This window comes from Flavobacterium tructae, from assembly GCF_001853485.1.
In the GTDB taxonomy this organism is placed as follows: Bacteria; Bacteroidota; Bacteroidia; order Flavobacteriales; family Flavobacteriaceae; genus Flavobacterium; species Flavobacterium tructae.
The window spans coordinates 12,715-38,895 of sequence record NZ_MIKE01000027.1 but is presented as its reverse complement, the minus strand read 5'-3'; the positions used below and the strand labels follow the sequence as shown (position 1 = coordinate 38,895).

Genomic DNA, 26,181 nt, shown 5'->3' with positions numbered 1-26,181 from the left:
ATCAGATTAAAAAGTTAGGTTACATCCTAAAGATATTGATCTTGGGATTGGTTGTGCATAGATATTTCCGAACGTTTCAGGGTCAAAGTAACCTTTATAATCAGAGCTGATTACAAATAAGTTTCTTCCTTCGATACTAAATCTAATGCTATCCATAAACAACGTTTTTGTCGCTGTTTTAGGCAATGAATATCCTAAACGAACGCTGCTTAAACGCATATAGCTCATTTCATGAACCCAAGTATCTAAATAGTTGTAAACATTAAGTGGTGCTCCTGCTGGAGAAAACCATTGGTAAGCCATCCATGAATCTCCTGTTCCTGAAGTTGGACTGGTAATTCCAGGTATGTTTGAACCGGTATTAGTAGGTGACCATGCATTAAGTACATCTGTAGTGTAGTTCTGACCACGATCTAATTGTGTACCATTAAAATTTGGTTTTTCAACAACAGTTTGTTTAAGATTGAAAGTGGTAGCAATAGTAAGATCAAAATTATGAACTTTGAAAGTGTTGATAAAACCACCGGTAAATTTAGGATCTGCATCTCCAACATAAGTAAACAAATCTCTTGTTTCTTCATTCGTAAGTTTTGATTGCGAGAAAACTCCCGGGAAAAAATCTGCATAAGGATCAAAAAGACCAAAAAGAGTTTGCGTGTTTACAGTTTCTCCTTTTTTATTTACAAATAAAGGGAAACCACTTTCATCAATTCCGTTAGTTTTTAAGGCAAATACGGCATTAACAGGTAATCCTTGTCTTGAAGGTAAATAGGTATTAGATCTTGTCTGGATACGATCAACAGTACTCTTATTATGAGCAAAATTAATAGTCGTGTTCCATTTAAAGTTCGGACGGTCAATGTTTCTTGTAGACAAAGAAATCTCGTATCCTTTATTCGTTACCTGAGCCCAGTTAGCGTTTGTATATTCAAAACCGTTTTCAACAGGAAGTGATTGTAAGCCAATTAAATCAGTACTTTTTCTTCCGTAAACATCGGTTATAATGTTAATACGGTTGTTGAATAACCCCAGATCCATTCCAAAGTTGGTATTGGTCGTCTTTTCCCATCTTAATTTATCATTTGGAGGAGAAGCTACACTAATAATAGGTTCTGATTGTCCCGGTAAAATAATAGTTGTTTGATTTGTTCCAACGACATACGGAGAAGTATTTTTATCGATATTTCCTTGTAAACCGTAAGACGCACGTAATCTTAAATTAGAAACTATTTCGCTATCTTTTAAGAAATTTTCTTCAGATACTGCCCATGAACCGGAAACTGCCCATAATGGCAAGTATTTGTATTTAGGATCTGCACCAAATAAATCTGAACCGTCGTAACGAACACTTCCAAAGAACGTATATTTTCTGTCATATGTATAAGATGCTGTTGCGAAGAATGATGCAAATGCATTTTCGTTTTCACTCTTTAAATACGTTCTATAGGTTGGATTAGTTGCATAATTTTGAGTTGGAAAAACAATTTGAGTTGTGGTCAATGTTTTCGGGTCGAAACCAAAACCTTTTGTATTAATAGCTGTGCTTTTGTTTTTTCTTAACTCATTACCCACCATAAATTCTAACTCATGTTTTCCTCCAAGAGTAGTGTTATAGTTTAACATCGTTTTCCAGTTATATTGAAAAAAGTCAGTGTTTGAATTTTGAATAATTCCGCCAATAGGAAGGAAATAAGTATAAGCTCCATTTGCAAATACACTTGTTTTTTCTCTTTCTTTTCTTGTAAAGTAAGTGTCTTTGCCAGCATATTTTTCAGAAGCATTGTTGTCAAACTGTAAACCAATTTGTGTACTTGCTTTTAATCCTTTTGTAATCTTATAGTCAACATCAAGTAAAGCTTTTATAGATCTTGTTGTCAATTCGTAATTAGTGTTTTCTCTTTCTTCTAAGTAATTAAAAGGAATATATACACTTCCATTTCCATATCCGGTCATGTCTTTATCATAATTATAACTTCCATCAGCGTTTATTGGAGTTAGATATGGATTTGCGTTTCTGGAATAATTAGCAGGATTGGTAAAAGTGTCTGTATCTGAAATATAAGATGATTTTTTACTTTGTGTACCAAAAATTCCAACACCAACATGCAGTTTATCAGTTACATCAAAGTTATTTTTTAAGGTAAGATTGTATCGGTCAAAACCGGTTCCGATAGTAGCACCTTCTTCGTTGTAAGCTCCTAAGGAGAAATAGTAATCAGATTTTTCTCCACCACCTGACAAACTTAAAGTATATTGTTTGTTGATAGCACTGCGATACAATAAGTCACCCCAATTGGTATTGTTGTTTCTTAAAGCGTTGATTGCATTTTGAGTAGGAGTACTAAGAGACGAAAAACCTCCCGATCTGTAGGCTCCTAATTCATTAGCCTGTTTAAGAATACGGGAAATTTCTCCGTTACCGTCTCTGTAAGTTAAATCTTCTCTTGAAGCCAGTGAAAGTTCAAAATCTACTTTTTGAGAAGCATTTAAAAGGTTTAATTTAGAAAAATCAGGTTTTTGAGTCACAAAAGTATTGACATTCAAATCTACTTTCATGCTTCCTTTTTTTCCTTTTTTAGTTGTTACCACAATAACACCGTTTGCAGCTCTTGCTCCGTAAATGGCAGTTGCAGCAGCATCTTTTAATATGGTAATATCTTTAATATCCTCAGGATTTAAGCCTGCGATAGAAAAATTGCTTAAAACATCAATATTGTCTTTGTCATAATTTTGAGGAATGTCATTTCCTTCAAGTGGCAAACCATCCAAAACCCATAATGGATCCTGTGCACCGTTAAGAGAGGCAGTACCACGAACTCTGATTTTTGCAATGGTTCCCGGAGCTCCTGTTTGTTGTGTTACCGCAACACCCGCAACCTGACCTACTAACATTTGATCTAAACTCGCAACACCCGCTTGTTTGATATCAGCCATATCCACTTTAGCAACAGCAGATGTCAGCTTTCTCTTTTCGATTTTCTGATAACCGGTAACTACGATTTCCTTTAATTCGCTTACATCTGACTTTAAAGAAATGTTGTATTGATTTTTATCTGTAATGTCAATTGTATAAGGCAGATAACCCATATAGGTTACTCTTAGAGATTTGATATTATTGTTTATTTTCAATTCAAAGGCACCGTCAAAGTCACTTACGGTTCCCAGACCGGCACTTTGAATTACTCCTTTTTCAGAGGTGTTGTTTGATACGGAACTGTTTTCGACAGCAATGGTAACCCCCGGTATCGGCAGTCCGTCTTTGGCATCAAGTACCTTTCCTTTAATAGTCCTTTCCTGCGCAAACCCCGAGAGGGTAAGTAGGAAACTCAGCATGTAAAATAAATTTTTCATTGGGTTGTTTTTGGATTATGTTAATTTAAAGTGTGTTGTTTAGTGCTTTTTCAATACGTTGGATCAGATCGAAATAGTGATTCTTTGTCTCTTGATTTCCAATGTTTCTTTTCGTCTTTAAAAGTTTCAGAATCTGATTCAATTCTCCTTTTTTATCAGAAGTCACTTCGGAAACTCTCTTTAATGAAGACTGATTGATGTTGCGCGCCATTTTTGATTCTTGCAGATAATCGCATAAATGAGGCATTTTTAAAGTCTCTTCTAATTGAATAATTTTCTTGCTGTCTGTTTTCTCAAAAAGTTTATTGGTCGAAACAATCAATACATCTACATAATTTTTCTGTGTCATACGTTCCATAATCGTAAGCGATTTGTTTTGAATCGTAGGAGCGAAAATGTTTTGATGAACGGTTTTAAATAATTGTGTTACGGTATAAACATTTTCTTTGGCTTCGTTACGCTGGAACAGCTCATTTTCTGTAATTCTCAACAAACGATCATCACTTAACAGGTTGTATAAAATTCCATATTGTAATTCTCTTGTCAGGGTGTAAGGAGTGTACTCATAAGGTCCAAGAGGAGAATCTTTCAATGGATTTGTTTTGTCCAGAATTGGGTTAAAAAACAACCATTCCGGAAGCGCAATACTATTTTTCAGTAAATACGAAACAGCTCTTTTTTGAATGGCGGCGGGAACCGGAACATAACTGGCTTTATTGTCACCGTGAACCGTGGTATTCAGATAAATTCCTCCCACATTCGTTAACACATGGTAGTTGTAAAGATTCCACTGACCAATTGCTCCAATATAAAGTTTACCCGTTTGATAGTAAGATTCATCTTTATCATACGTCCACTCAAGGATTTTACCCACCACTTTTTTAAGGTTTTTGAGCCCGTATTCGCTGGCCTTCATGGCATCATCACCTAAATCTTCAGATTGCGAACGCGGGTCAATTGTACTGTCACCGTCCTGCTGCTCTCCGTAGAAATAAATCGGATCATTCTGATGTTTTGCAATCAGATCGTTAAGCGCAGTGTGCTCTTCTTTTTGATCAGCGTACCATTTGTAACCCCATTCGATAGCATATTTATCATATTCACCGATTTTTGGCGTAATGGCTTCCACATGATCTTCAGGCTGAGCAATATAGTTGTAACGGGCATAATCCATGATTGATGGAGCAGTTCCGCCCATTTTTGCTGTAAAATCTTTAGATCTTAACGATTCTACCGGATAAGCAAACGAAGCACCCATATTGTGTTTTAAACCAAAAGTATGTCCCACTTCATGAGACGATACAAAACGGATCGCTTCTCCCATGTGTTCGTCACTAAATTTATTTCCTCTGGCTTTCGGATCAATGGCACCTGTCTGAATGCGCATCCAGCTTTGCAGTGAAGTCATTACATTGTGCCACCAGATAATATCCGATTCTATAATTTCACCACTTCTTGGGTCTACTACTGCAGGTCCCATAGCGTTAGATTTTTGAGAAGCCACATACGTAATTACAGAATAACGTACGTCGTCGACATCAAAATCAGTATCTTCCTCAGTTGGCTCTTTGGCGATTACGGCGTTTTTAAATCCGGCTCTTTCAAAAGCAACCTGCCAGTCGCGAACCCCTTCTATAATATAAGAACGCCATTGTTTTGGTGTCGATGGATCGATGTAATACACAATTGGCTTTTTAGGTTCTACCAATTCGCCTTTGCGGTATTTTTCGATATCTTCTTTTTTAGGTTCCAGTCTCCAGCGCGTGATTAATTCTTTCTCCTGCATAGCATGTTGACTGTCGCTGAAATACCAGTGTTTTTCAGAGAAATACCCCACACGCTTGTCTGCAAAACGCGATTGCATAGGTGTTTTATCCAGTAAAATAATGTTGGATGTCACTCCAAGAGTAACCGAAAGGGCAGGACCGCCTTCGCTTACAGATGTAGTAAGCTGTGATTTTACAACGATATTTTTAGGAAACGTTTTTACATTTTCTATATACGATAGTTCCGATTTTACAGATCCGCCAAAGCCAATGTTGCTCAATACATCATTGAAACTTTTTTGTTTACCATCAAAAACTTTATTGGCTTTAATAACAACCGAAGTCGAATCGTTATTCTTGGTTTCAATGTCAAAAACTTCAATAATGGATTCTGAGAAATTATTGTTTACCGAAGCTGTAATAGCATCTCCAACAGGCGATGAAACCTTTGGAACAGAAGATTTTACCCAAACTTTCTTGGCCACTAAATCTTTGTGAAACGTTATAATTTTATTCTCGTAATTCATTCCTTTATTCAATCCGGCATCATTAACAGGCAAAGGAACACTCGAGATTTTGTTAACTACTAAAAACTCTCTTTGAAAAAGAGAATCGTTAATTTCCAGGTATAAATCTGTTTTGACCTGAATGGTGTTAAAAAGTCCTTTTTTGAAAGTTCCTTTTTTAACAAGATCATCATACTTTTTTCCTTTCGAATCTTTTAATGAATCTTTAACTTGTACAGTTTTGTCTTCTTTATTCTTTTTATTCTTTTTTTGAGAAACCATAGTACTGGTGCTCAGTACCAATACCAATAAAACGATATTTTTAAGGTTTATCAACAATGCCTTTTCTCTCATTGAAAGTTAAGTTTAGGTTAATTTTTGGCTAAAAATATTGCAGGGGTTACGTTAAAAAAAACAAAATGGAGTGAGTGGCTTTTTTTCGGGAGTGAATGTTTTCTTTTATCCAATTAAAGGCAAAATGCAAGTAAAATCACCGTCTTTTTTGAAGACCTCGAAATCGTCCTTAGCATAATATTTGTAAATAATTTCTAAGTATTTGTGACCAAACTTGGATTCTTTGCCAAAGTTTTGCTTTTCGTTTAAATTATTGGTAATAATTACAACGTTTTCTTTAATGTCAATTGTTATTTTTAAAGGGGTTTCTTCAGAAGCGATATTGTGTTTTATGGCGTTTTCTACCGCGATCTGAAAAGCCAGATAAGGTACTTTTTTAGCCAGATTATTTTCGTCTTCGATCTGAATCGAAAAGACAAATTCTTTCGTAAAACGGGTTTGTTGCAGAAATATATACTTTTCGATAAAAAGCAGTTCTTCCTGTACCGTAACAATATTGTTAACCGGGGGCGTAATCAGATATCGGTAAATTTTGGACAGATTCAGGGTAAATTTTCGGGCAACAGCCGTGTTACTTTCAATAAGCATGTATAGCGAATTCAGCGAGTTGAACAGAAAGTGCGGATTGATCTGTTCTTTTAATTGTTGCAGCTGAATGAGTGCTTTCTCTTTATTAATTTTTTCGTTTTCTATCAAAAGATTGTTTTTCTCCTGCGCCAGTACTTCTTTTTCCTGAAAATTTTTACGAGTGAAAAGAGTAAATAAATAGAAGAATACAATTAAAATAGCTGTTGTAACGATGTAAATTAAGGAAGCATACTTTTTTACGGTATTGACATCTTCATTAGATATTTTCTCCGCAAAATTAACACAGATGTACCAATCCGTTCCTCTTATATTGAGTCGTTTGGTATAGCGTACAATGTCAAGACCTAAATATTCCGAAAGCGCAATTTGTCGGCTGAAACTGCTTTTATTGGTAAAAGTAGTATCACTTGCACGAAGGTTTGTGATTTTGAAAACATTCTTCTTCAGCAATTTTACTTCAGGATGGTAGAGGATTGTTCCTTTTTTATCAAACACAAAAGCATAATTGAGCGCCTTTTGGTCAATAGTAGAAAAATAGGTTTGAAGTGCCTTCAAATCAATATCATATCCGTATCGAATGACTGTACCATTTGTCGCGATGTACTTGTAATAAATGCGCCAGAAAAAATCCTGCTTATTCTCGACAATGCAATTGTAGGCATTGAGATTCCCGTTTTTAACAGCAAAATCTTCGATGGAAGCTTCCAGATTTGGACTGTTTTTAGCGGTTACAAAAGTGATATGTTCCTTATTAATCTGAAACCAATTGTTTTTAATAAGACTGTCATTGGCGTGAATTGTACTAAGCACCTTGAGATTATCCGACAGATTCCGTGTATTGCTCATTTCAACAATACGTTTTAACTCCTTTTGAATTTCTAAAAAATGCGACAATTCCTGTACAAGTACTTCCTGTTTTTTCAGAAAGCCTCGTTCTTCAGTTGCAGTATTTGATTTTTCGGTGATTTCAGTTATAAAACTGCTTAGAATATAAATTGAAAGCAGGGTGAGGACAATAAAGGTAATTCCTAAAATAAAGAAGTTCCTGCGGGAAAAGGTATTTTTAAAAGTAAATTTCAACGATGTAGATTAAAATATAAGGCAGTATTTCAGACCTTAAAAAGCAATAATTTTTATTTTTTTAGGGTGCAAATATAAAACTTTTTATTTGATACTGTTGTAGTTAGAAAAAGTTAATAGTATTTTGAGGGGTACGTTTAGTAAAAATCTTGTTAAGAGTAAAAAAGGTTTCAAGTTTCAAGTTTGAAATAGGTGTATGGCTTACAAAATCGAACCTTAAAGTCCGTAAGGTTATTTGTTAAACCTGATTTTGCAAAAAAAAGGTTCGTAAAGCTAAACATAAACTTTGCGAACCTTGCGTATATCTTTGCGGACTTTGCGGTTAAATCATATCACAATTCTATTCTCATTTCAAACCTGAAACCTGAAACCTGAAACCTGAAACCTGAAACTTGAAACTAAAAAAATCACCCAATCTGCAGATGTTCCATATTTTTTCCTACCAAAGTTCGGGTACCCTTCACTTTAAAACCTAATTTTAAGTACAGTTTTTTGGCGTTCGGATTGGCGTCTTCCACCAATAGTCCGAGTGTTCTTTGATTTTGAGTTACATACTCGTCAATTAAAAATTGCAGCAGTTTAGAACCAATTCCTTTTCCCTGATGATTTGGACTCACACCAACCGAATCAATATAAAATTCACCACTTTGCGTTTCGTCTTCAGGATTAAAATCAGCATTGAAATTCAGACGAACATAATCAACAATTGGTTTTCTCAACGAATGCAATTGTCCTCCGTCATAAACAGCAACAGCACCAATAATTTCGTTGTCTTCCTCCGCTACATAACAATTTTGATAAGAGTATTGATTATTCTCGGTTTCAACAAAATGAAGCAGGAAATAGTAGGCCGTTTTAGGATCCTTTTCACCTGTAAATTTATAGATAATGTCCTCCATTGCCAGCAGTAAAAGTGCTGTAATATTTTCCGAATCTTCAATTGTTGCTTTTCTGATAATCATGATAAATGCGTTTAGTGTACAAAATTACACCAACTTTTACAGATGAATCAATTTTACTCAATATTTGTGATAAAAAATTGCCTTTTTCATAATTTGTAAAGAAATATTTGGCACTATAGAGTATAATTTTTAATTAGTTAATGTTTTTATTATTAGGTGCTTACGTGTGTTTTAAAGTGTGCTTTTTTATTTAGCTGATCGAGTGTAATAATTTCAAAAATGAGAGTTGTCAGCGTTTTCCTTGTTGTGCGAAATGCTACTTTTTGTAGTATAAATGTTATTTTTTTTAAAATGGCTGTTGATAACTGTTTTTAGGATGAAGCCGTTTTTTAGACCCTAAGCTGTTGATAACTCTATTTAGATTTAGTATAAATAACTGATGTTTCGCCTCTTAAGCTTTATTTTCTACCTGTTGATAAAAACCAAATCTAGGGAGCGATTTTGAAGTGTACAACTGTTGATAATTGCGTTGTTTTTTAACATCAAAAAACGGGTGAAAGAAGATCTCGGGGTTAAATTTGTAACTATAAAAATGACGTTAAATACCTCCCCAAGAACGAAGCATTTTTATCAAGGTTCATTCACCATTTAATACTTATATATATGTCTATATTTGATAAAAGAATCAATTATAAACCTTTCGAGTACCCGGAGGTTTTGCAATTTACAGAAGCCATAAATAAAGCGTATTGGGTTCATACAGAGGTTGATTTTACAGCCGATACACAGGATTTTCATTCTCATTTAAATGCTGCAGAGAAAACCGCCATTAAAAATAGTCTCTTGGCGATTGCACAGATAGAAGTAGCCGTGAAAAGTTTTTGGGGAAATATTTATGAGCATTTTCCAAAGCCGGAATTCAACGGATTGGGGACTACTTTTGCCGAATGTGAATTCAGACATTCTGAGGCTTATTCACGTCTTCTGGAAGTTTTAGGTTACAATGATGAATTTGAAAAACTGATGGCGATTCCGGTTATCCGCAAACGTGTCGATTATCTTTCGGATGTGCTTAAGGATACCAAATCTCAGGACAATAAAAAGTATGTAGTTTCACTGATTTTGTTTAGTATTCTGATCGAAAATGTGTCGCTTTTCAGTCAGTTTGCAATTTTACTGTCTTTTACGCGATTCAAAGGCTACATGAAAAATGTGAGTAATATTATTGCGTGGACTTCTATCGATGAACAAATTCATGCTAATGGCGGAATTTATATCGTAAACAAAATACGTGAAGAGTTTCCGGATTATTTTGATGAGGAAACGTTAAACCTTATTCATGAAGCCGTTAAAAATTCAATAGAAGTAGAAGCTGATATATTAGACTGGATTTTTGAAGAAGGTGAGATTGAAACGATCAATAAGACTGATTTGGTTAATTTCATGAAATTCAGAATAGACGAAAGTCTGGTTCAGATCAATATCCCGACTATTTTTAATGTTCCGGCAGATGATTATAAAGCGATGGCCTGGTTTGAAGAAGAAGTTTTTGCCAACAGTCTTGACGATTTCTTTGCCAAAAGGCCAGTAGAATATACCAAACATGACAAAAGCATTACCGCAAACGACCTGTTCTAAAAAGCAAAATTACAATGATGAATACAATAGATACAACTTCAGCAAACAGCCTTCCGTTAAGTGAAGCCGAGAATAAAATGTGGTGGAAAAACTCTGAAAGTGAGCAAATTTTAAATCGTGGTTATCTTTTGAAGGGAGAAACTGTAGAAGGTGCAATTGACAGAATTTGTACCGCTGCGGCCCGAAGATTATACAAACCCGAACTAAAAGAATCTTTTGTAGAAATGATCGAACGTGGCTGGATGAGTATCAGCTCTCCCGTTTGGGCCAATATGGGAACCGAACGCGGTTTGCCAATTTCGTGCTTTAATGTGCATGTTCCCGATGAAATAGAAGGAATTACACATAAATTGGGAGAGGTGATCATGCAAACCAAAATTGGCGGCGGAACATCGGGATACTTCGGCGAATTACGCGAAAGAGGAAGTGCTGTTACAGATAACGGTAAGAGCAGTGGTGCTGTTAGTTTTATGAAACTTTTTGATACTACAATGGACACCATTTCTCAGGGAGGAGTTCGCCGTGGAGCATTTGCAGCTTATTTAGATGTTGATCATCCGGATATCGAGGAATTTTTGAAGATTAAAAGTATTGGAAACCCGATTCAGAATTTATTTACCGGAATCTGTGTGCCAGATTACTGGATGCAGGAAATGATTGATGGTGATGTCGACAAGAGACAAATCTGGGCAAAGGTGTTAGAAAGCCGTCAGCAAAAAGGATTGCCATACATTTTCTTTAGTGACAACGTAAACAAAAACAAACCACAAGTTTACAAAGACAAAAACCTGCGTATTAATGCCAGTAATTTGTGCAGCGAAATTATGTTGCCTTCAAGCATTGACGAATCGTTTATTTGCTGTCTTTCGTCAATGAATCTCGAACTTTACGACGAATGGAAAGATACTGAAGCCGTAAAATTAGCGATCTTTTTCCTGGATGCCGTATTGCAGGAATTTATCGAAAAAACAGAAGGCAATTATTACCTTTCGGCAGCCAATCGATTTGCCAAAAGACACCGTGCACTTGGACTTGGTGTACTGGGATGGCATTCGTATCTGCAAAAAAATATGATTCCGTTTGAAGGAATGGAAGCCAAGATGAAAACTACCGAAATTTTCCAACATATCAGTGATAAAGCCGATAAAGCCACTCAGGATCTGGCCAGAATTTATGGCGAATCAGAACTGTTAAAAGGATATGGAAGACGTAATACAACCACTATGGCTATTGCGCCAACAACATCATCATCGGCTATTTTAGGACAAACTTCACCTGGAATTGAACCTTTCAGCAGTAATTATTACAAAGCCGGTCTGAGCAAGGGAAATTTTATGCGTAAAAACAAATACCTTAAAATGTTACTGGAGAAAAAAGGGCTCGACAATGAAGAAGTCTGGAGAGAAATTATGCTGAATGGCGGAAGTGTACAACACATGACTCAGCTGACAAAAGAAGAGAAAGACGTTTTTAAAACCTTTAAAGAAATCAGTCAGTTAGAAATTGTACAGCAGGCTTCCATACGTCAGAAGTTTGTAGATCAGGGGCAAAGTATCAATTTGAACATTCCAGCTGATTTACCCATTAAGGAAGTAAACCGACTGCTAATTGAAGCCTGGCAGCTTGGTATCAAAAGTTTGTATTACCAACGCAGTCAAAGTGTCTCGAAAGAATTGGTAACCAGTTTGGTGAGCTGCAGCAGTTGTGAATCATAAACAAAAAGGCCGGATGTATCATCCGGTCTTTATTTTTGAGTTATATGTGGTAAGGTGCTGATTATTCGTGATTGTAATGCTGTATTTTTGAATCTACGCTTCCATTATTAAAGCCGTTTGATACTGTACACCGATTTAATGGCAAAGTCCTGATTGGTTCTTTCAAATGTATAATCGACCTGGCAGGGAATATTTACGACTTCTTTAATTCCGTCCACAAAAGGCAAGAACGTGGGGATAGTAATGTGTTCTTCGATTCCCAACTCCGTTAAAATTTTCAAATACCGATCGACTCCCGTAAGTTCTAAAATGGTATTTTCGGCGGTGTACTTTAATAATCTGAAGTTGTATTCCGGACTTGAATTGTATATCGTATAAATAACAACTGCAGCAAATGCTCTTGTATCTTTTTCCAGAGCGGGGTATAGCTGAAAAGCCTGCATGGTCTTCAGTTTTCCTAATTCAAAGAATAATTTCTTAGAATGTCCGTCTATTTTATCATTTCCGAAAGCGGTACCAATATTCTTTAATAGCAGACCGTAAAAACCCGCAGTCACGCTCGATAAGTTCTGAGTAAGTGTAAGGGTATTTTCCGGAAAAAAAGCATTGACTAAATTTTCTTTTATTTCGAGCGATGGAAAAATATCTTTACTTCTGCTCTCGTCTAAATTTTTTAATAACACTTGTTTCATAGTACTCAATTATTTAGGGTTAACATGTATTTTGTTTGCTAAGAGTGTACCTGTTTGTCGTGAAATAATAATATAGAAATTGAAGGATTTGTGTGTAATTATTTGTATATCATTGATTTGTATTTGTAAAAATAATGTTTTTTTGGTTAAAATGGTGTTTTTGGAATGCATATCTAAAAGCTTTCATTCAAAATGCATTTAGTAAGAGAGAGCGAGGAAAGTCTTTATATTGGAATAAAATTAAAAAGGCCGGGTAAAGCCCGACCTTTTGATAAAATGGATGCAGATAGTATTTTTTAATGGCCTTTGCTGTTTTCAAAACCAAGAATTGTAATCATATAAGGTGTACTTGAAACCTTGATTTTCTTTGTAATTGCCATGGTAGACAAATTCAGCTGCAGTAATTCTCCTGTAGTTGGAGAAGTAATATAACCAAAGTTCTCTGTTAACTGAATTTGTGGTTTTAAAGGCGCATCAGTGGCAGTTTCGGCAATAACTTTACCTTCCTTTTCAAGTTGCATACTGGTAAGATTGTACAGTTTGAATTCACCCGTATGCAATAGGATTCCCAGTTTAGTAGCATTAAAACTCACTTTACATTGCATGATAGCAGTACTTGCTAAAATAGGTTTAATGGTCTCAGCTGCTACATCAATTAGAAAAGCTCCTTTTGCAGCAGTATATCCCACAAATTTTCCTTGTGCTTTTGTTTCCAGAATAGTTCCAAACCAGGCAGTTCCAAAATCAGCAGGGAGTGCGATAAGCTTTTGTTTTCCGGTACTTTCCACTACAAGGACACCGCTTGCTGATCCGAAAACGGCATACGTTCCATCTGAAGCATTTCCGTGAATTCCTTTCGTAGCAACTGTTGCGTTAAAAAGAGTCTTACCGGAATTATCAATGATTTTAACCTTTTCCGGGAGTGTTCCTGCTACCGAATTGTCTTTTTCGGTAATAGCATAAGTACCATTAGTAAAAGTAGCCATTGCGCCGTGATGAGCCAACAAACCTGCATTTATAATCTTAAATTTAGCTCCCGCAGTATTAATTTCAGATTCTTTAGCAACAGCCAATGTTCCGTCGCCGTCATTAAAAGTCATTAACTCTCCGCTTTTGCTTTTAAAATGGGTAGGCATAGGCGACTGGCCAATTAAAGCACCAAATTTAGGGATTCCGTCTACATCCACGTGATCACCATGACCTTCAAAACCGCTGTCGAAAGTTTCAACTGTATTGCTGGCTCTGTGAATGATTCCGGCATATCGTTTGGATTCTGAAGTATAAACAGTAGATTTTGCAAATTTAGCATTAAAAGAGCTTATTGTGGCTTCAACCGGATTAACTAAGGTGATCTCAGTTGTTTTTTCATCAGAAAGTAAAATCCTTAAGAATTTATACTCGGTTAAAGCTTCTTTGGGAGTTTCAGGAGTATTGTCATCGTCATTGCTGCAGGAAAATAGAGTTGCAGATAAGGCGAATAGGAAAATGAGTTTGTAAAAATTGTTTTTCATGGTAAAGGTAATTAAAGTTGATTTTTAAAAATTAATGGTAATAGGCATCGATTTATAGACGCTGATATTGTGTGTAGTGTTTTTATAGAGTATAACCCAGTTGTAGGTTCCGGATTGCCAGGCTTTGTCTCCGGTTATTGGAGTTCCTTCGAAATCTGTAGCTGCACCAATAGTGATGCTTTGACCGCCCAAAACACCGTTTATTTTTTGAAGTGTAGTAATTTTTGAAGCAGCCCCCAGACCTTTATGTTCGACTTTTGAAATGACAATGATTTTCTTCAAATCGAGCTTGTCGATACTTTCTGGATTGTAATTGGCACTTTTTTTAATCAAAACAGAATATAAAATTCCGTCCCCCATAATTTGACTTACTTGCGCATGCGCAGTCAGAAGATCATTCTTTTTGAAAATAAGTTCCGGTTCAACCCAGGTATTCATGTAGTAAATCAGATTATCGTTTCGGGAGAGATTATCGCGGCCAATTACGGGATCGACAGGCAAGTTGGCAGGATCTGTAATCGTAACGACTTCTTTAATTTCGAGTTTAGATCCGTTTTCATCTGTAACAATAAAAAGGAAATCAAATTTACCTTCCGGGGCATCAGTCGGAATATTGAAGTGTTTGTGTACATTAGTATTTTTTGCGCCTTTGAATTCCGCCCAGGACAGTTCAAATTTCCAGTCCTTGCTATAAGTTTCACCTTTTATGGGAAGGATTTTCAACTGTACATCGGCAATTTTATCTCCGGCAAGCACGTCAGCATTAAAGTGAAAGTCACGTCCAATTAAGGCTTTTTTATTATTGGCGGTACCAATTTCAATATTTTCAGCTTTGGGCTTTATAATTTCTTTGTTGTCATCGTTACTACAGGCTGTAAAAGATAGATTAACAGCGAGAAAGAGCAATATTAGTTTTAGCGTTTTCATTAGGATACTGGGTTGATTAATTAAATTCATAGGGTGTTATTTGTGTATTAAAAATGGAATTTTCAGCGACAGAATGATGTTTCTTCCGGCTTCAGGAAGTTCTATTAACCTATAGAAACTGGTGTGATTCAGGTATCTTGTGTTGAACAGATTCTGAACCTGAAGACTAATGATAAAATCCTGTTGTCCGGCTTTTAGTTTAGTTCCCATGGTCAGGTTAAAGACGTTACTGCTTGCCGTTTTCTTTTCAGGTGGGACAATCTGATTCTGCTCGGCAGTAAAGCGATAATCAAGAGAGAAATAGGTGTCTTTTAAACTTTTTATTTTTGGATTGTAACTGATGCCAAACAAAACCGATGGGGGCGGAGAGAAGGGCAATGTGTATCCTTTTTTATCTCCCGACATTTGCTCGCTATACAGATATTCTGCTAAAACTTCACCGCTTAAATTTTCCAGAAACTGATAACGAAGCTGTAATTCACCACCATAACGCATGACTTTACTCTGCTCGTATTCAAATACCTGATTGCCGGCTCCGTAATAAATATCATGTTGCGAAGTAGGATTGAGGTAAATGTAATTCGGGAAGTAATTGAAGAACGGACTCAGTTGAAAAGACCACTTAGCATTTTTCCATTCCATACCAAAATCCAATTGATACGAACGTTCAGCTGCTAAATTGGGATTGCCTTTTTCAAATCTGAAATAATGATAATTTACCCCATTTGAAGCCAGTTCTTTAGCAATTGGCATTCTGAAACTCGTTCCAAGATTGGCTTTAAAGGACCATTGTCCCGGTGTATAATTAACGCCTGCAGACCAATTGAAACTCTGAAAAGTACGGGTCAGGTCTTCAGAACGTTTCAAATATTCAGAAGTTGTTTGACCGTTTTCAGTGACTTGGCTAGGAAACCAATCTGAATACTGTTTCATTTTGATTTTGCCATAATCGAGCCGTACAGCGGCATGAAGCAGCCATAATTCGTTAAGCTGAATTTTATCATAAACAAATCCTCCGGCATTGAATTGTTTAAAAGCAGGAATCAGAAAACTCCAGCCGTTAATGCTATTTTGTTGCTGTTCGGCATTAATTCCTGCGTTGAATTGATGATTTTGGATGGAAAACTCATCCTTAAAAGCAGCAGAAAACACTTCTTTATCGTATTGCCTTTCCAGATCTTTCGTAGCATACATATCAGAAGGATACAGGGGTGGCATATAACCATGATTGACATAATGACTCCATTCCCGACGAAAGTTTTTTTGGAAACCCAACTGTGTTTCGAAACGGTGTGAACCTAAGGAAAAGGAAGTGGTATTACTGATTTTGGTATGTGTCACTTCCTGAAATGGCATTAAAATATCTCTGCTGGAACGATCGTGCAGTTGGGTGTCTACATTTCGTGGTTCCAGTCCGTGTGCATTGGCAAAAAAGCCACTTTTGGTATAAATATTACTGAAATAGAAAATCGATTTCAATTGATCCGTCACATAACCGGTACTGGCGTGTACATCGAGTTCTCGCCCTGCCGTGTTGCGCAAGTGGTTTTTGTATAAAGGAACAGCATAATTGTATACGTGTACCGTATCAGTGGGAACGCGATAATCTCCGTAATCCATAGCAGTTATTCTGGAATCAAAGAACCATTTTTCGTTTCTACCGTAAAGATTGACAGATCCTCCGAATTGTTCATTATTGCTTTTGCCTGTAAAATCAACTGTTCCGCCCAAAACATGTTGAGCAGGAAAAGGTACAGGCTGTATGTTTATGGCACCGCCAATGGCATCAGAGCCGTACATAAACGATGATGGACCTTTGATGATTGCCACGCGGTTTACAGCATATTGATCGATTTCTAAACCGTGATCTGCTCCCCATTGCTGACCTTCGTGTTTGATACCGTTTTCAACCACAATAACCTGATTAAAACTCAGTCCGCGAATTAATGGTTTTGAACCGCCGGAACCAATAGAAATGGTCTTAACACCCGGAAGTCTTTGCAAAGACTGCATTAAGCTTCCGCCAAGATTACGTTGGATAAAGCTGCTGTTTACAATTTCAAGATTAAGAGATTCCTGCTTTTTGCGACGTACTTCGTAACCTTCACTAATGACAACTTCTGATAGCTCCTGTATTTCCGGTTTTAAGAAAATAGCAGGGAGCACAATTGTGTTTTGAATTATAACAATTGCCGTTTCATAAGAAGCATAGCCGGAATAGGTTACCATTATTCGCTTTGTATTTTTAGGAACCTGATTTAGGAAATACGCTCCTTTTTTGTTGGTTATAGTGCTAATATGAGTCGGATACAGCGTGACCAAAGCACCTTCCAAAGGTTTTTGATCTTTAGAAAATACGGTGCCGGAAACACGAACGGATTGGGCTGCTACTTTTGTAACCAAAACAAAACAAAAGAGCAGCACGCAATAAGTCCGCAATTGATTTGACTTAGTCTTGTTCATCAAAATCAATTTATAAAATTTTAATACTCAAACCTTTGATCGTCTGCCAGCCTTCCTTATCGGTTAAACGAATCAGGAAATGATAATCTCCGGCATCAATGTTTTGTGGAATTTCGATTTCCTGAGCAGCTTCATAACTCTTTTGCCCGGAAGGAATCGTAACCGAATTGATGTAAAGCATCGGGTTTACCGGTTTTTTGATAGGATCCTCATTGCAGGAGGCTACTTCGGTACTGTGATTGTGATGGTCGAAATTGTGGTGAATGTCCAGACTATAAGATCCCAGTTGTGCGTTGTCTGAAAACTTTGCTCTGAAAGTAATTTTTTGTCCGCGAGTGATTGTACTGCATTGTATCGGAAACGCATTAGCGGCAGAAACATCAATTACAGGGTATTCGGTATCAATTTCGGTTTTATCACTGTCACAGCTTGTGAAAGCAAAGCCAGTCGCCAAAAAAGCCAAAAGCATTTTTGAAATTCTCATTCGATTTGGTTTGAGTTTTGTGGTATTCATATGTGAAAATTGTGGGTTACAAAAGGCATATTCCAAACCTGATAATACTAGGAAAATGGCAGTTTTAGGGCACAGGATTAGGCCGTAAAAAGCATTGTTTTCATCGGGAAGGAAATTGGGAAACAAAAGTAAAAAGGTGTACAAGGGAGCCAACGCAATACCTAATTACAGGTACTGAATTGTAAGGTTGCAGACAATCAACCGACAGCAAAGTTCTTTTTGAAACAATAGTGTTGTACGAAAGTGGTATTCCTAAAAAAGGAATAATAGAGTCAATCAGTATCGATCAAAGTATTTTTCTAAATATAGAAAAAGACATAAAATAAAGCTGTAGTGAAAAAGTGAAATACTTTTTCAGTGTGGAGAATATCTAAAACGCATAACAGCACATCCTCTCAAAATTGAAATGATTTACTTTTGTCGTTTTAGGCAATAGGAGGTGCACGAAGGGCAAATAAAGAGCCTTTGAAAAAAGGAGCAAATGATTTGGAATAAAAATGTACATAAGGAATTGGTGTACTATTTTTATAAAACTGAAAAGTTACAAAGTCAAAAGTGCTGACCGGACTGAATTTGAAATGACAAATAGCACACTCTTCGTTAGAGTGATCCTGCATTTTAAATTCACTTTTATCGGTAGGATAAAGTACGACTTTTTTAGCAGTGGAATTGTGACTGTGTATGTGTTCATATGAATGTATCGCCGGAAATAGTATGGCAAATACTACCACCAACGGCATCAAAAGATTTATAAATTTAAATTTCTTTTTCATTCTAATGAATCCATAGCTAATAAAGCAATGAAGTACAAATATAGAATTCTTATTTGTAAATGCAACATTGTTTCATTAAAAAAATAAAGAAAAAAATAAAAGGATAAATCTTATAAGTAAAAAGACAGTTGTAGGTCTCTTTTGTCGCTTCAGGGAACGAAAAATGGCAAAAAAATCAGCTTGTACTGAATAAAATTTCCGTTCCCTGATTGACATTTGAATTTGAAGTAACTATGGTAAATGTTATGGTCTGATTAATGTGATACCGCTTTTAGTCCAATAATAGAACTTACCAGAGTAAACAGAAAAAATAATCGCCAGAAGTCAACAGGCTCTTTAAAAACAAGAATACCCATCAATACCGTTCCAACAGCTCCAATTCCGGTCCATACTGCATAGGCCGTTCCGATAGGCAAGGTTTCAGTGGCTTTAATCAGTAACAGCATGCTTATGGTTAGTGATACAAAAAAGCCGGTGTACCATAAATAAACATCGGTACCGGTTGCTTCTTTGGCTTTTCCGAGACAAGTTGCAAAAGAGACTTCAAACAGTCCCGCAATAATTAGAATAATCCAGTTCATAAGTGTAATAATTTTATGGCGCAAAGTTCCTTTAACTCCCGCAATAAAAATTTAACAAATGATAAAAAATGAATTTATTTCAGATCAGCTCTGATTCTGCTCAGACTAACCTGCGTGATACCCAGATAGGAGGCAATATGTCCCAATTGAATTCTTTGAAGTAATTCGGGATGGTATTTCATAAGTTCCAAGTAACGATCAGTGGCATTTCTAAACTGCCTTGAAATCAGGCGTTCTTCGGTTTTAACAAGTTCCTGTTCGGCAAATTTTCTGCCCCAATTGGCAATATGAACATCGGTATCAAACAATTGCTGAAGATTTGTCTTTTTTAATTCGTAGAGTTCGCAGTCCTCCAGAAGTTCAATCGTTTCATAACCTTTTTGCTCTTCAACATAACTTTTCATCGAAACAACGGTTTGTCCTTCTTTTCCGAACCAAAACGTAACTTCATTATCATTTTCATCAACATACGCCCGCACAATTCCTTTTTTTATAAAATAGAGTGCAGACTCAACCTTTCCGGCATTTAACAGTATATGTCCTTTGGGATATTTTATTTCACTAATACAAAGCTTTAGTGCATTTTTGGACTCCTCAGGAAGCTGAAAGATGTTGTCAAGAATGGTATCGATGTGCATTGTTAATGGTTAATTGTTAATTGTTGATGGTTGATTCTTCATTCTTCATTCTTCATTCTTCATTCTTTATTCTTTATTCTTTACTCTTTACTCTTTACTCTTTACTCTTTACTCTTTACTCTTTATTCTGGGGCGTTGACTATTAATATCTCACATCTCACTAAAAAGATTTCGCACTTCACAGATTGACAGGAAGCTAAATTAAAACCTTAGATTTCAGTCTGCTTAGTGTTTCCTGCGAAATATTGATGTAGGAAGCTACAATTTTATTGGGCAGTCGTTTTACAATTGCGGGATTGATTTTGAGCAATTGAGTGTATCTTTCTAAAGCGGCCATAGTCGTAAACGACATTAGTCTGTTGGTATTATTGACATAGGCTTTTTCGAGATACGAACAATAAAACTCCCTCCATTGAGGAACAATCTCCATCAAATGATTGAAATCTTCATGACTGATATATAATAACTCCGATTTCTCGATAACCTGTATGTATTCTGTCGAAGGCATTTTGGTAATAAAACTCACCAAAGCCGTAGCGAATTGATTTTCGAATGCAATATACCGGGTGACGTCTTTTCCTTCTTCGTTGATGTAATAAATTCTCAAACAGCCTTTATCTACAAAATAACTATTTTGACTCGTTTGCCCAGCCGAAAGCAACAGGTCGTTTTTGTCCCGCTGTACAGGTTTAAAGTGCGACAAAATAATATTGAGATCTTTATCAGAAACTGCAATACGACTTCTTATATAAGCACCAAGTTGTTTGTAGGGCATTTTTTAATTAGATGATTAGATAATTAGATTGTTGTATAATTAGATGATGAGTATCAACAATTAACCATTAAACATAGTCTTTTACATACTTTCGGTAGTAGATAATATCTTCTATTGAAAGTACTACCAAATTGTGTTGTACTGCAAAGCTAATGATTTTGTCCAGTTTGGCCATGCTTCCGTCTTCGTTCATTAATTCGCATAGGACGGCTTCCGGTTTTAGGCCTGCTAATTTCATTAAATCTACACTGCCTTCAGTATGTCCGTTTCGTTCAAGGACGCCGTTGTTTTTGGCACGTAGAGGAAAGATATGCCCGGGTTTTGCAAGATCTGTGGGTTTGGCATTTTGAGCAACTGCAGTTTTAATCGTTGTAATTCGATCTGCTGCCGAAACTCCCGTAGTTACACCCTCTTTTGCTTCGATTGTAATGGTAAAAGGCGTCTGAAAACTACTGGTGTTTTCTTTCACCATATAGGGTAATTCCAACTGATCGGCTTTTTCATTGGTCAGACAAAGGCAAACAATTCCGCTGCACTCTCGTATCATCATGGCCATGTCTTGTACATTGATGTGTTGTGCCGAAAAAATTAAATCGCCTTCGTTTTCGCGGTTTTCGTCATCAGTTAATAGAATTCCTTTTCCGTTTCGCAGTTGTCGTAAAGCATTTTCGACACGTTCGACGCTGGTTAAACCAAATTTTTCTAAAGGATAGGGTAATGTACTGATCATCTTTTGTTGCGTTTTTTGAATTAAAGAGCAGCAAAGCTAGACTTGTTTCAGACACAAAAGTTTGATCTAGGTCAATAAAATGAGGAGGATTCTTTAAAAGGTAAAAATCGTATAAATACCGATTGTCACAAATCCTTAAATCCATCTACTACAGAACGACATACTTTTACCAAAATCCGTATAAATACGCATTGTAATGTCTGTTTTTATTGTTATATCTTCCTTGAATAATTTTGTATCTTAGTCTTTATTAATCTAGATCTGTACTGATTATAAACTTTTTAGTAATCAGTATGAATTACAAAATAAGTAAGCAATGCCCTGGAATCCCGAAATTTATAATAAGTTTAAAAATATTCGTTATCAGCCATTTTATGATTTGGCCAGTTTTATTCAGCCAGTAAAAGGAATGAAAGCCATTGATTTGGGTTGTGGCACGGGAGAACAAACGGCGATTCTGTCTAATCAAGTTGAAGAAGCGTACTTTTTGGGAGTCGATTCCTCGCCGGAAATGCTGGAACAATCCAAGTCTTTAGAAACGGATCGTTTGCATTTTAGAAAAGCCACCACAGAAGAAACAATAGAATCGGGTGAAAAATGGGATCTGATTTTTAGTAATGCGGCTTTACAATGGTCAGACAATCATGAGATATTATTTACCAGATTGCTGCAACAGTTAAACCCGAAAGGACAATTCGCTGTGCAAATGCCGGTACAGACGGAAAACAAACTCAATAAAATCCTTTTAGAGCTCGTACAGGAAGAGCCTTTTGTCTCTTTCTTAAAAGGATTTAAAAGAGAATCCCCGGTTTTAAGTATCGATGAGTACACACAAATTCTGTTTGATGGCGGATTGGAAGATCTTCAGGTTCAGCAAAAAGTATATCCAATTATTGCCAAAGATCATGAAACCCTTTTTAGTTTCATCTCGGGATCGGCTTTGATTCCGTATACAGAAAGACTGGAAGGAGAGGAGAAGGTACTTTTTATTGAAACCTATAAAAAGAGAATAGCGGAAGGTTTTCCCAAACTTCCCGCTATTTATTCGTTTAAAAGACTCTTACTTTATGGTCGTAAAACCTAACGAAAGAATATTTATTTGTGAAGAAAACTTTATTCTTTATAGAGAATAATAGTTGCTTTATAGCCTTTTCCCACATTCCACTGACTCGCTTCAATCACTTTTCCTTTGTCGTCATACACTTGAAATTCAGCTGTGTTAGGTGAAGCAGAACCTTCGTTTAAAGCTTCAAAGTCAATTTTGTTCATTCCTTTTACCAAGGTAATTTTAAAACCCTGATAATCTCCGTTTAAACTTACTTCGGGTTCAATTACTTTATCATTCAGGTATACGCGTATTTTATCGCCATCTACAAAAGCAGCATCACGATAACGAACAGTAGATACAGCCGTATTGGTGACAAAACCTCCCAAATATTCGTTTCTTCTGTAAAAAATGCCTTCCACATTGGCTTCGGGTTTGTACAGACTGTTGTTTTTATACAAATCTTCCGGATTGATTTTTAAAACGGTAGGTTCTTTTGGTAGTGGAAGATCGGGATTTAACGGAGTTTCTGTTGGAGGTGGTACGTCTTTTAATTCAACATTTTTCGAATCAATGGGTTTGTATTTGCCACCGAGTTCTTTCTGCGCATATCCCTGTAAAACAGCAGCGGTTAGTATAATAGTTAATAGTATCTTTTTCATATTATTTTAAGGTTTTAAGACAAACATCAAACGAATGCGTTTGTATCCGGATAGATAACATTTAAGTACAACTATTTATTGCATTTACTGAAAGTTAATTATTTCTAGTGTTTTGTAACATGCAGACAATCAGTTATAAATTTACGTTTTTTTTCGCAGATGCTTATGCTGTTTATGTGAATACAGATCTCTTTTTGTTGTTGTTTTCCTCTTCATTATGATTTGGAGAAAATAAATTACATTAAAAAGTAAACAAGAATCTTGCCGTTAATACTTCCTGATAAATTGGGTTGAAGCTATAGAAATCAGATAAAGTTTCAGAATTCCAAGTTAAGATTATAATTTTATTTTATAAGGTTGTAAAATTATCAATTTGATTTATGATAATGTCCGCCATAAATTTGTCTCATCAAATCAGAACAACGGTTTGAAAATTAAAAAATTGATAACATTAAAAACTTTAATCATGAAATTTACAAGAAACGCAAACGCAAACTGGAAAGGTACAGGAATGGAAGGAAAAGGAACCATTACGACACAAAGTACTACTTTAAACAATGCTCAACTCTCTTTTAAAACCCGTTTTGCGGAAGGAGTAGGAACTAACCCTGAAGAATTAGTAGCTGCCGCACATGCGGGATGTTTTACAATGCAATTGAGCTTTTTATTATCAGAGGCCGGTTTTGTTCCCGAAGATCTTAATACTACAGCCAAAGTAACTTTTGAAGACGGAACGATTACTTTAATTACACTTGAACTTTCGGGATCGGTTCCGGGGATTACTACAGATGATTTTGAGAAAACAGCTCAAAAAGCAAAGGAGATTTGTCCTATTTCAAAATTGCTAAATACAGAGATCGCTTTAAACGTGTCTTTATTGTCTTAAATAATTGTCATTACAGGGTATCTCAACTTTAATTTAAATCTAACAAGCAACATCTTAAAAAAATAAAAAAATGAAAACAATAAATCTAAAAAGACAATTGAATCGCTTATTCATGTCTGCCGCTTTAATTTTGACCTTATTAGTGTCTGCCACTTCAATCGCACAAACTGCGCCGGCGAAAGTTAAAAATGTAGTATTGGTTCACGGAGCATTTGCTGACGGCTCAGGATGGAGAAATTTATACGATGTACTTTCAAAAAAAGGATATAAAGTTACCATTGTTCAAAATCCGTTAAGTTCTCTTGAAGATGATGTAGCAGCAACCAATGTGGTATTGGACAATCAGGATGGTCCAACGATTTTGGTGGGACATTCCTGGGGAGGTGCTGTAATTACGCAGGCCGGTAATCACGCTAATGTTGTGGGATTGGTTTATGTAGCCGCTTTTCAGCCGGATAACGGAGAATCGGCTTTGCAATGGCTGCAAACGGCTGGTCCCGCTCCCGAGAATGGTGTTTTGGCTCCAAATGATAAAGGGATCGTTTATTATGATGAGGCCAAGTTTCATGCCGGCTTCTGTGCGGACATTAGTAAGGAAGATGCCGCTTTTATGTACGCTTCGCAAGGTGCTTTTTATGCCAAAGGTTTTATCACACCTATTACAAAAGCGGCCTGGAAAGATAAACCGGCTTATGCAGTAATTGCTACACAGGACAAAAGTATCGATCCTTCCATTCAGCGTGCTATGTACAAACGTTCCAAAACGAAAGCGACAGAAATAAAAGGAAGTCACTGTGTTTTTATCTCACAACCGGAAGCTGTGGCAAACGTAATTATTGGTGCAGCTAAAGATCTAAGCGGAAAGTAATAGAATGTTATAGAATCTGCACAATCTGCGAGATCTGCGAGAAAATAGGTTTGATTGTTTTAATTTGATGATGTATTTTTTTTCTCCTCCATTGATCTTACTAATTGAAGCATTTTTCTAAATACAAAAAGCCAAAGTACTGCAAGGTATTTTGGCTTTTTTGTATTGATTCCCGATAGGTATTTACCGGGTAGTAGCTTTAATAAAATAGGGAGAGTCGTTCCATCTTATTTTGCGATAAGCAAAGTTTTGTTGTAAAGATTCCGGTAAGCAATTCCAGATAGCTTCATTCATTTTTTCAAGCAATAATTTCTTAGAAAAAGTATCAGACACCACCAGACTGATTTCGCGTACGGGTTTTGGATCTTTAAAATGTTTAAAAAGCCCGGTTTCTACCTCGTTAATCATCGAAAGTTGAGGGATTATGGCAAATCCTAATTCGGCTCGTACCAAATTTTTAAGAGTTTCAATCGAGCTAATATCATAACTGAATTGTTCTTTAATTTTTCCCGTACTTTTGATATCACAGATATCAAGGAGCTGTGCATTGTAACAATATTCGTTTTGAAGCAAAAGCAATTCGGCCCGGTCTGAAGGCTGCAATTCGTAATGTGATGCTGCGGCCATAGGATGTACCGTATTTAAGTACGCGACAAAAGGTTCTTTAAAAACCGGATGTTCTATTAAATGAGGATTTCCGGTAGGAGTTGCCATAATAGCTACGTCCAGAGCTCCTGTCATAACATCATTCATCAATTGTCCGGTATTGGCTTCTTTTATAATGAATTGCATTTTTGGAGTGGCTTTTTTCATGGCCTGAATAAAAAGAGGGATCAGATAAGGGGACAAAGTCGAAATGATTCCAACTTTAACTTCGCCTTCCAGTTTGTTTTTCTCATTCACTACAAAATCTCTGATTTCATCGGCCTCGCGAAGTATCTTTTTGGCTCGGTTTATAATTTCGGTTCCAAGAACGGTAGGGGTTAACGGAACTTTGTTTCTATCGAAAATTTTAATTCCAATTTCTTCTTCCAGATTTTTTAGCTGAATGGTTAGTCCGGGTTGCGATACCAGGCAAACTTCCGCTGCTCTTGCAAAATGACGTTCCTCGTCTAATGCTACAATATATTTTAATTGCTGAATTGTCATCTCGATTGGTATATTGGATATAAAGGTAGAAAAATATAACGGAGCGCTTCGGTGTTTTTTAATCTAA

General features: G+C 36.3%; 21 protein-coding genes. 5 read left to right on the top strand and 16 right to left on the bottom strand.

Annotated features, from left to right (window positions below; all coding sequences use genetic code 11):
* Window positions 1–6: 6 nt before the first annotated feature.
* The 4 genes from BHE19_RS19130 to BHE19_RS19115 all read right to left on the bottom strand — a co-directional run bounded on the left by BHE19_RS19130 (window position 7) and on the right by BHE19_RS19115 (window position 8,607).
* On the bottom strand, window positions 7–3,351 hold the full coding sequence (locus BHE19_RS19130; RefSeq protein WP_070908429.1) for a SusC/RagA family TonB-linked outer membrane protein: 3,345 nt from the start codon (window positions 3,349–3,351) through the stop codon (window positions 7–9).
* A 25-nt stretch (window positions 3,352–3,376) separates the two neighbouring features.
* Window positions 3,377–5,977 (bottom strand): zinc-dependent metalloprotease, encoded by a 2,601-nt coding sequence (locus tag BHE19_RS19125; protein WP_070908428.1) that lies wholly within the window; start codon window positions 5,975–5,977, stop codon window positions 3,377–3,379.
* A gap of 105 nt (window positions 5,978–6,082) precedes the next feature.
* Entirely contained in the window at window positions 6,083–7,645 is a 1,563-nt protein-coding gene (locus tag BHE19_RS19120) for a histidine kinase (RefSeq protein WP_070908427.1), read from the bottom strand.
* A 407-nt stretch (window positions 7,646–8,052) separates the two neighbouring features.
* Window positions 8,053–8,607 (bottom strand): GNAT family N-acetyltransferase, encoded by a 555-nt coding sequence (locus BHE19_RS19115; RefSeq protein ID WP_070908426.1) that lies wholly within the window; start codon window positions 8,605–8,607, stop codon window positions 8,053–8,055.
* Between the two features lie 603 nt (window positions 8,608–9,210).
* Between BHE19_RS19115 and BHE19_RS19110 the strand changes: the two genes are divergently transcribed.
* Entirely contained in the window at window positions 9,211–10,185 is a 975-nt protein-coding gene (locus BHE19_RS19110; RefSeq protein ID WP_070908425.1) for a ribonucleotide-diphosphate reductase subunit beta, read from the top strand.
* A 17-nt stretch (window positions 10,186–10,202) separates the two neighbouring features.
* Window positions 10,203–11,900 carry a ribonucleoside-diphosphate reductase subunit alpha gene (locus BHE19_RS19105; protein ID WP_070908424.1) on the top strand — a complete coding sequence of 566 codons (1,698 nt, stop codon included), beginning with the start codon at window positions 10,203–10,205 and terminating at the stop codon, window positions 11,898–11,900.
* 107 nt (window positions 11,901–12,007) lie between these two features.
* Here BHE19_RS19105 and BHE19_RS19100 read toward each other — a convergent pair whose 3' ends face one another.
* The 10 genes from BHE19_RS19100 to ribB form a co-directional block, all read right to left on the bottom strand.
* Window positions 12,008–12,592, bottom strand: coding sequence for a hypothetical protein (locus tag BHE19_RS19100; RefSeq protein ID WP_070908423.1), 585 nt, complete (start codon window positions 12,590–12,592; stop codon window positions 12,008–12,010).
* Between the two features lie 296 nt (window positions 12,593–12,888).
* The gene (locus BHE19_RS19095; RefSeq protein WP_070908422.1) at window positions 12,889–14,103 is read right to left on the bottom strand and encodes a hypothetical protein; all 1,215 of its coding nucleotides are present in this window, start codon (window positions 14,101–14,103) and stop codon (window positions 12,889–12,891) included.
* 24 nt (window positions 14,104–14,127) lie between these two features.
* Window positions 14,128–15,030 carry a DUF4625 domain-containing protein gene (locus BHE19_RS19090; protein ID WP_070908648.1) on the bottom strand — a complete coding sequence of 301 codons (903 nt, stop codon included), beginning with the start codon at window positions 15,028–15,030 and terminating at the stop codon, window positions 14,128–14,130.
* Between the two features lie 36 nt (window positions 15,031–15,066).
* Window positions 15,067–17,493, bottom strand: a complete 2,427-nt coding sequence (locus tag BHE19_RS19085; RefSeq protein WP_233431401.1) for a TonB-dependent receptor — start codon at window positions 17,491–17,493, stop codon at window positions 15,067–15,069.
* A gap of 10 nt (window positions 17,494–17,503) precedes the next feature.
* The gene (locus BHE19_RS19080) at window positions 17,504–17,977 is read right to left on the bottom strand and encodes a DUF4625 domain-containing protein (RefSeq protein WP_070908646.1); all 474 of its coding nucleotides are present in this window, start codon (window positions 17,975–17,977) and stop codon (window positions 17,504–17,506) included.
* A gap of 455 nt (window positions 17,978–18,432) precedes the next feature.
* Window positions 18,433–18,780: a hypothetical protein gene (locus tag BHE19_RS19075; RefSeq protein WP_070908421.1), complete on the bottom strand. Its 348-nt coding sequence runs from the start codon at window positions 18,778–18,780 to the stop codon at window positions 18,433–18,435.
* Window positions 18,781–19,034: 254 nt separating this feature from the next.
* Entirely contained in the window at window positions 19,035–19,361 is a 327-nt protein-coding gene (locus BHE19_RS19070; RefSeq protein WP_017497559.1) for a DMT family transporter, read from the bottom strand.
* Window positions 19,362–19,435: 74 nt separating this feature from the next.
* The gene (locus BHE19_RS19065; protein ID WP_070908420.1) at window positions 19,436–19,999 is read right to left on the bottom strand and encodes a Crp/Fnr family transcriptional regulator; all 564 of its coding nucleotides are present in this window, start codon (window positions 19,997–19,999) and stop codon (window positions 19,436–19,438) included.
* 196 nt (window positions 20,000–20,195) lie between these two features.
* A complete protein-coding gene (locus BHE19_RS19060) occupies window positions 20,196–20,774 on the bottom strand; it encodes a Crp/Fnr family transcriptional regulator (protein WP_017497557.1) in 579 nt (192 codons plus the stop codon).
* Between the two features lie 67 nt (window positions 20,775–20,841).
* Window positions 20,842–21,504 carry a 3,4-dihydroxy-2-butanone-4-phosphate synthase gene (ribB, locus tag BHE19_RS19055; RefSeq protein ID WP_070908419.1) on the bottom strand — a complete coding sequence of 221 codons (663 nt, stop codon included), beginning with the start codon at window positions 21,502–21,504 and terminating at the stop codon, window positions 20,842–20,844.
* 316 nt (window positions 21,505–21,820) lie between these two features.
* Here ribB and BHE19_RS19050 point away from each other — a divergent pair, with 316 nt between their 5' ends.
* Window positions 21,821–22,588, top strand: a complete 768-nt coding sequence (locus tag BHE19_RS19050) for a methyltransferase domain-containing protein (RefSeq protein WP_070908418.1) — start codon at window positions 21,821–21,823, stop codon at window positions 22,586–22,588.
* Between the two features lie 29 nt (window positions 22,589–22,617).
* On the opposite strand, the gene BHE19_RS19045 is transcribed toward BHE19_RS19050, so the two are convergent.
* Window positions 22,618–23,211, bottom strand: a complete 594-nt coding sequence (locus BHE19_RS19045) for a hypothetical protein (RefSeq protein WP_017497554.1) — start codon at window positions 23,209–23,211, stop codon at window positions 22,618–22,620.
* 466 nt (window positions 23,212–23,677) lie between these two features.
* Between BHE19_RS19045 and BHE19_RS19040 the strand changes: the two genes are divergently transcribed.
* Window positions 23,678–24,097, top strand: a complete 420-nt coding sequence (locus BHE19_RS19040; protein WP_017497553.1) for an OsmC family protein — start codon at window positions 23,678–23,680, stop codon at window positions 24,095–24,097.
* 70 nt (window positions 24,098–24,167) lie between these two features.
* Window positions 24,168–24,965 (top strand): alpha/beta hydrolase, encoded by a 798-nt coding sequence (locus BHE19_RS19035; protein ID WP_070908417.1) that lies wholly within the window; start codon window positions 24,168–24,170, stop codon window positions 24,963–24,965.
* 183 nt (window positions 24,966–25,148) lie between these two features.
* Here BHE19_RS19035 and BHE19_RS19030 read toward each other — a convergent pair whose 3' ends face one another.
* Window positions 25,149–26,114 (bottom strand): hydrogen peroxide-inducible genes activator, encoded by a 966-nt coding sequence (locus tag BHE19_RS19030; RefSeq protein WP_070908416.1) that lies wholly within the window; start codon window positions 26,112–26,114, stop codon window positions 25,149–25,151.
* Between the last annotated feature and the right edge of the window lie 67 nt (window positions 26,115–26,181).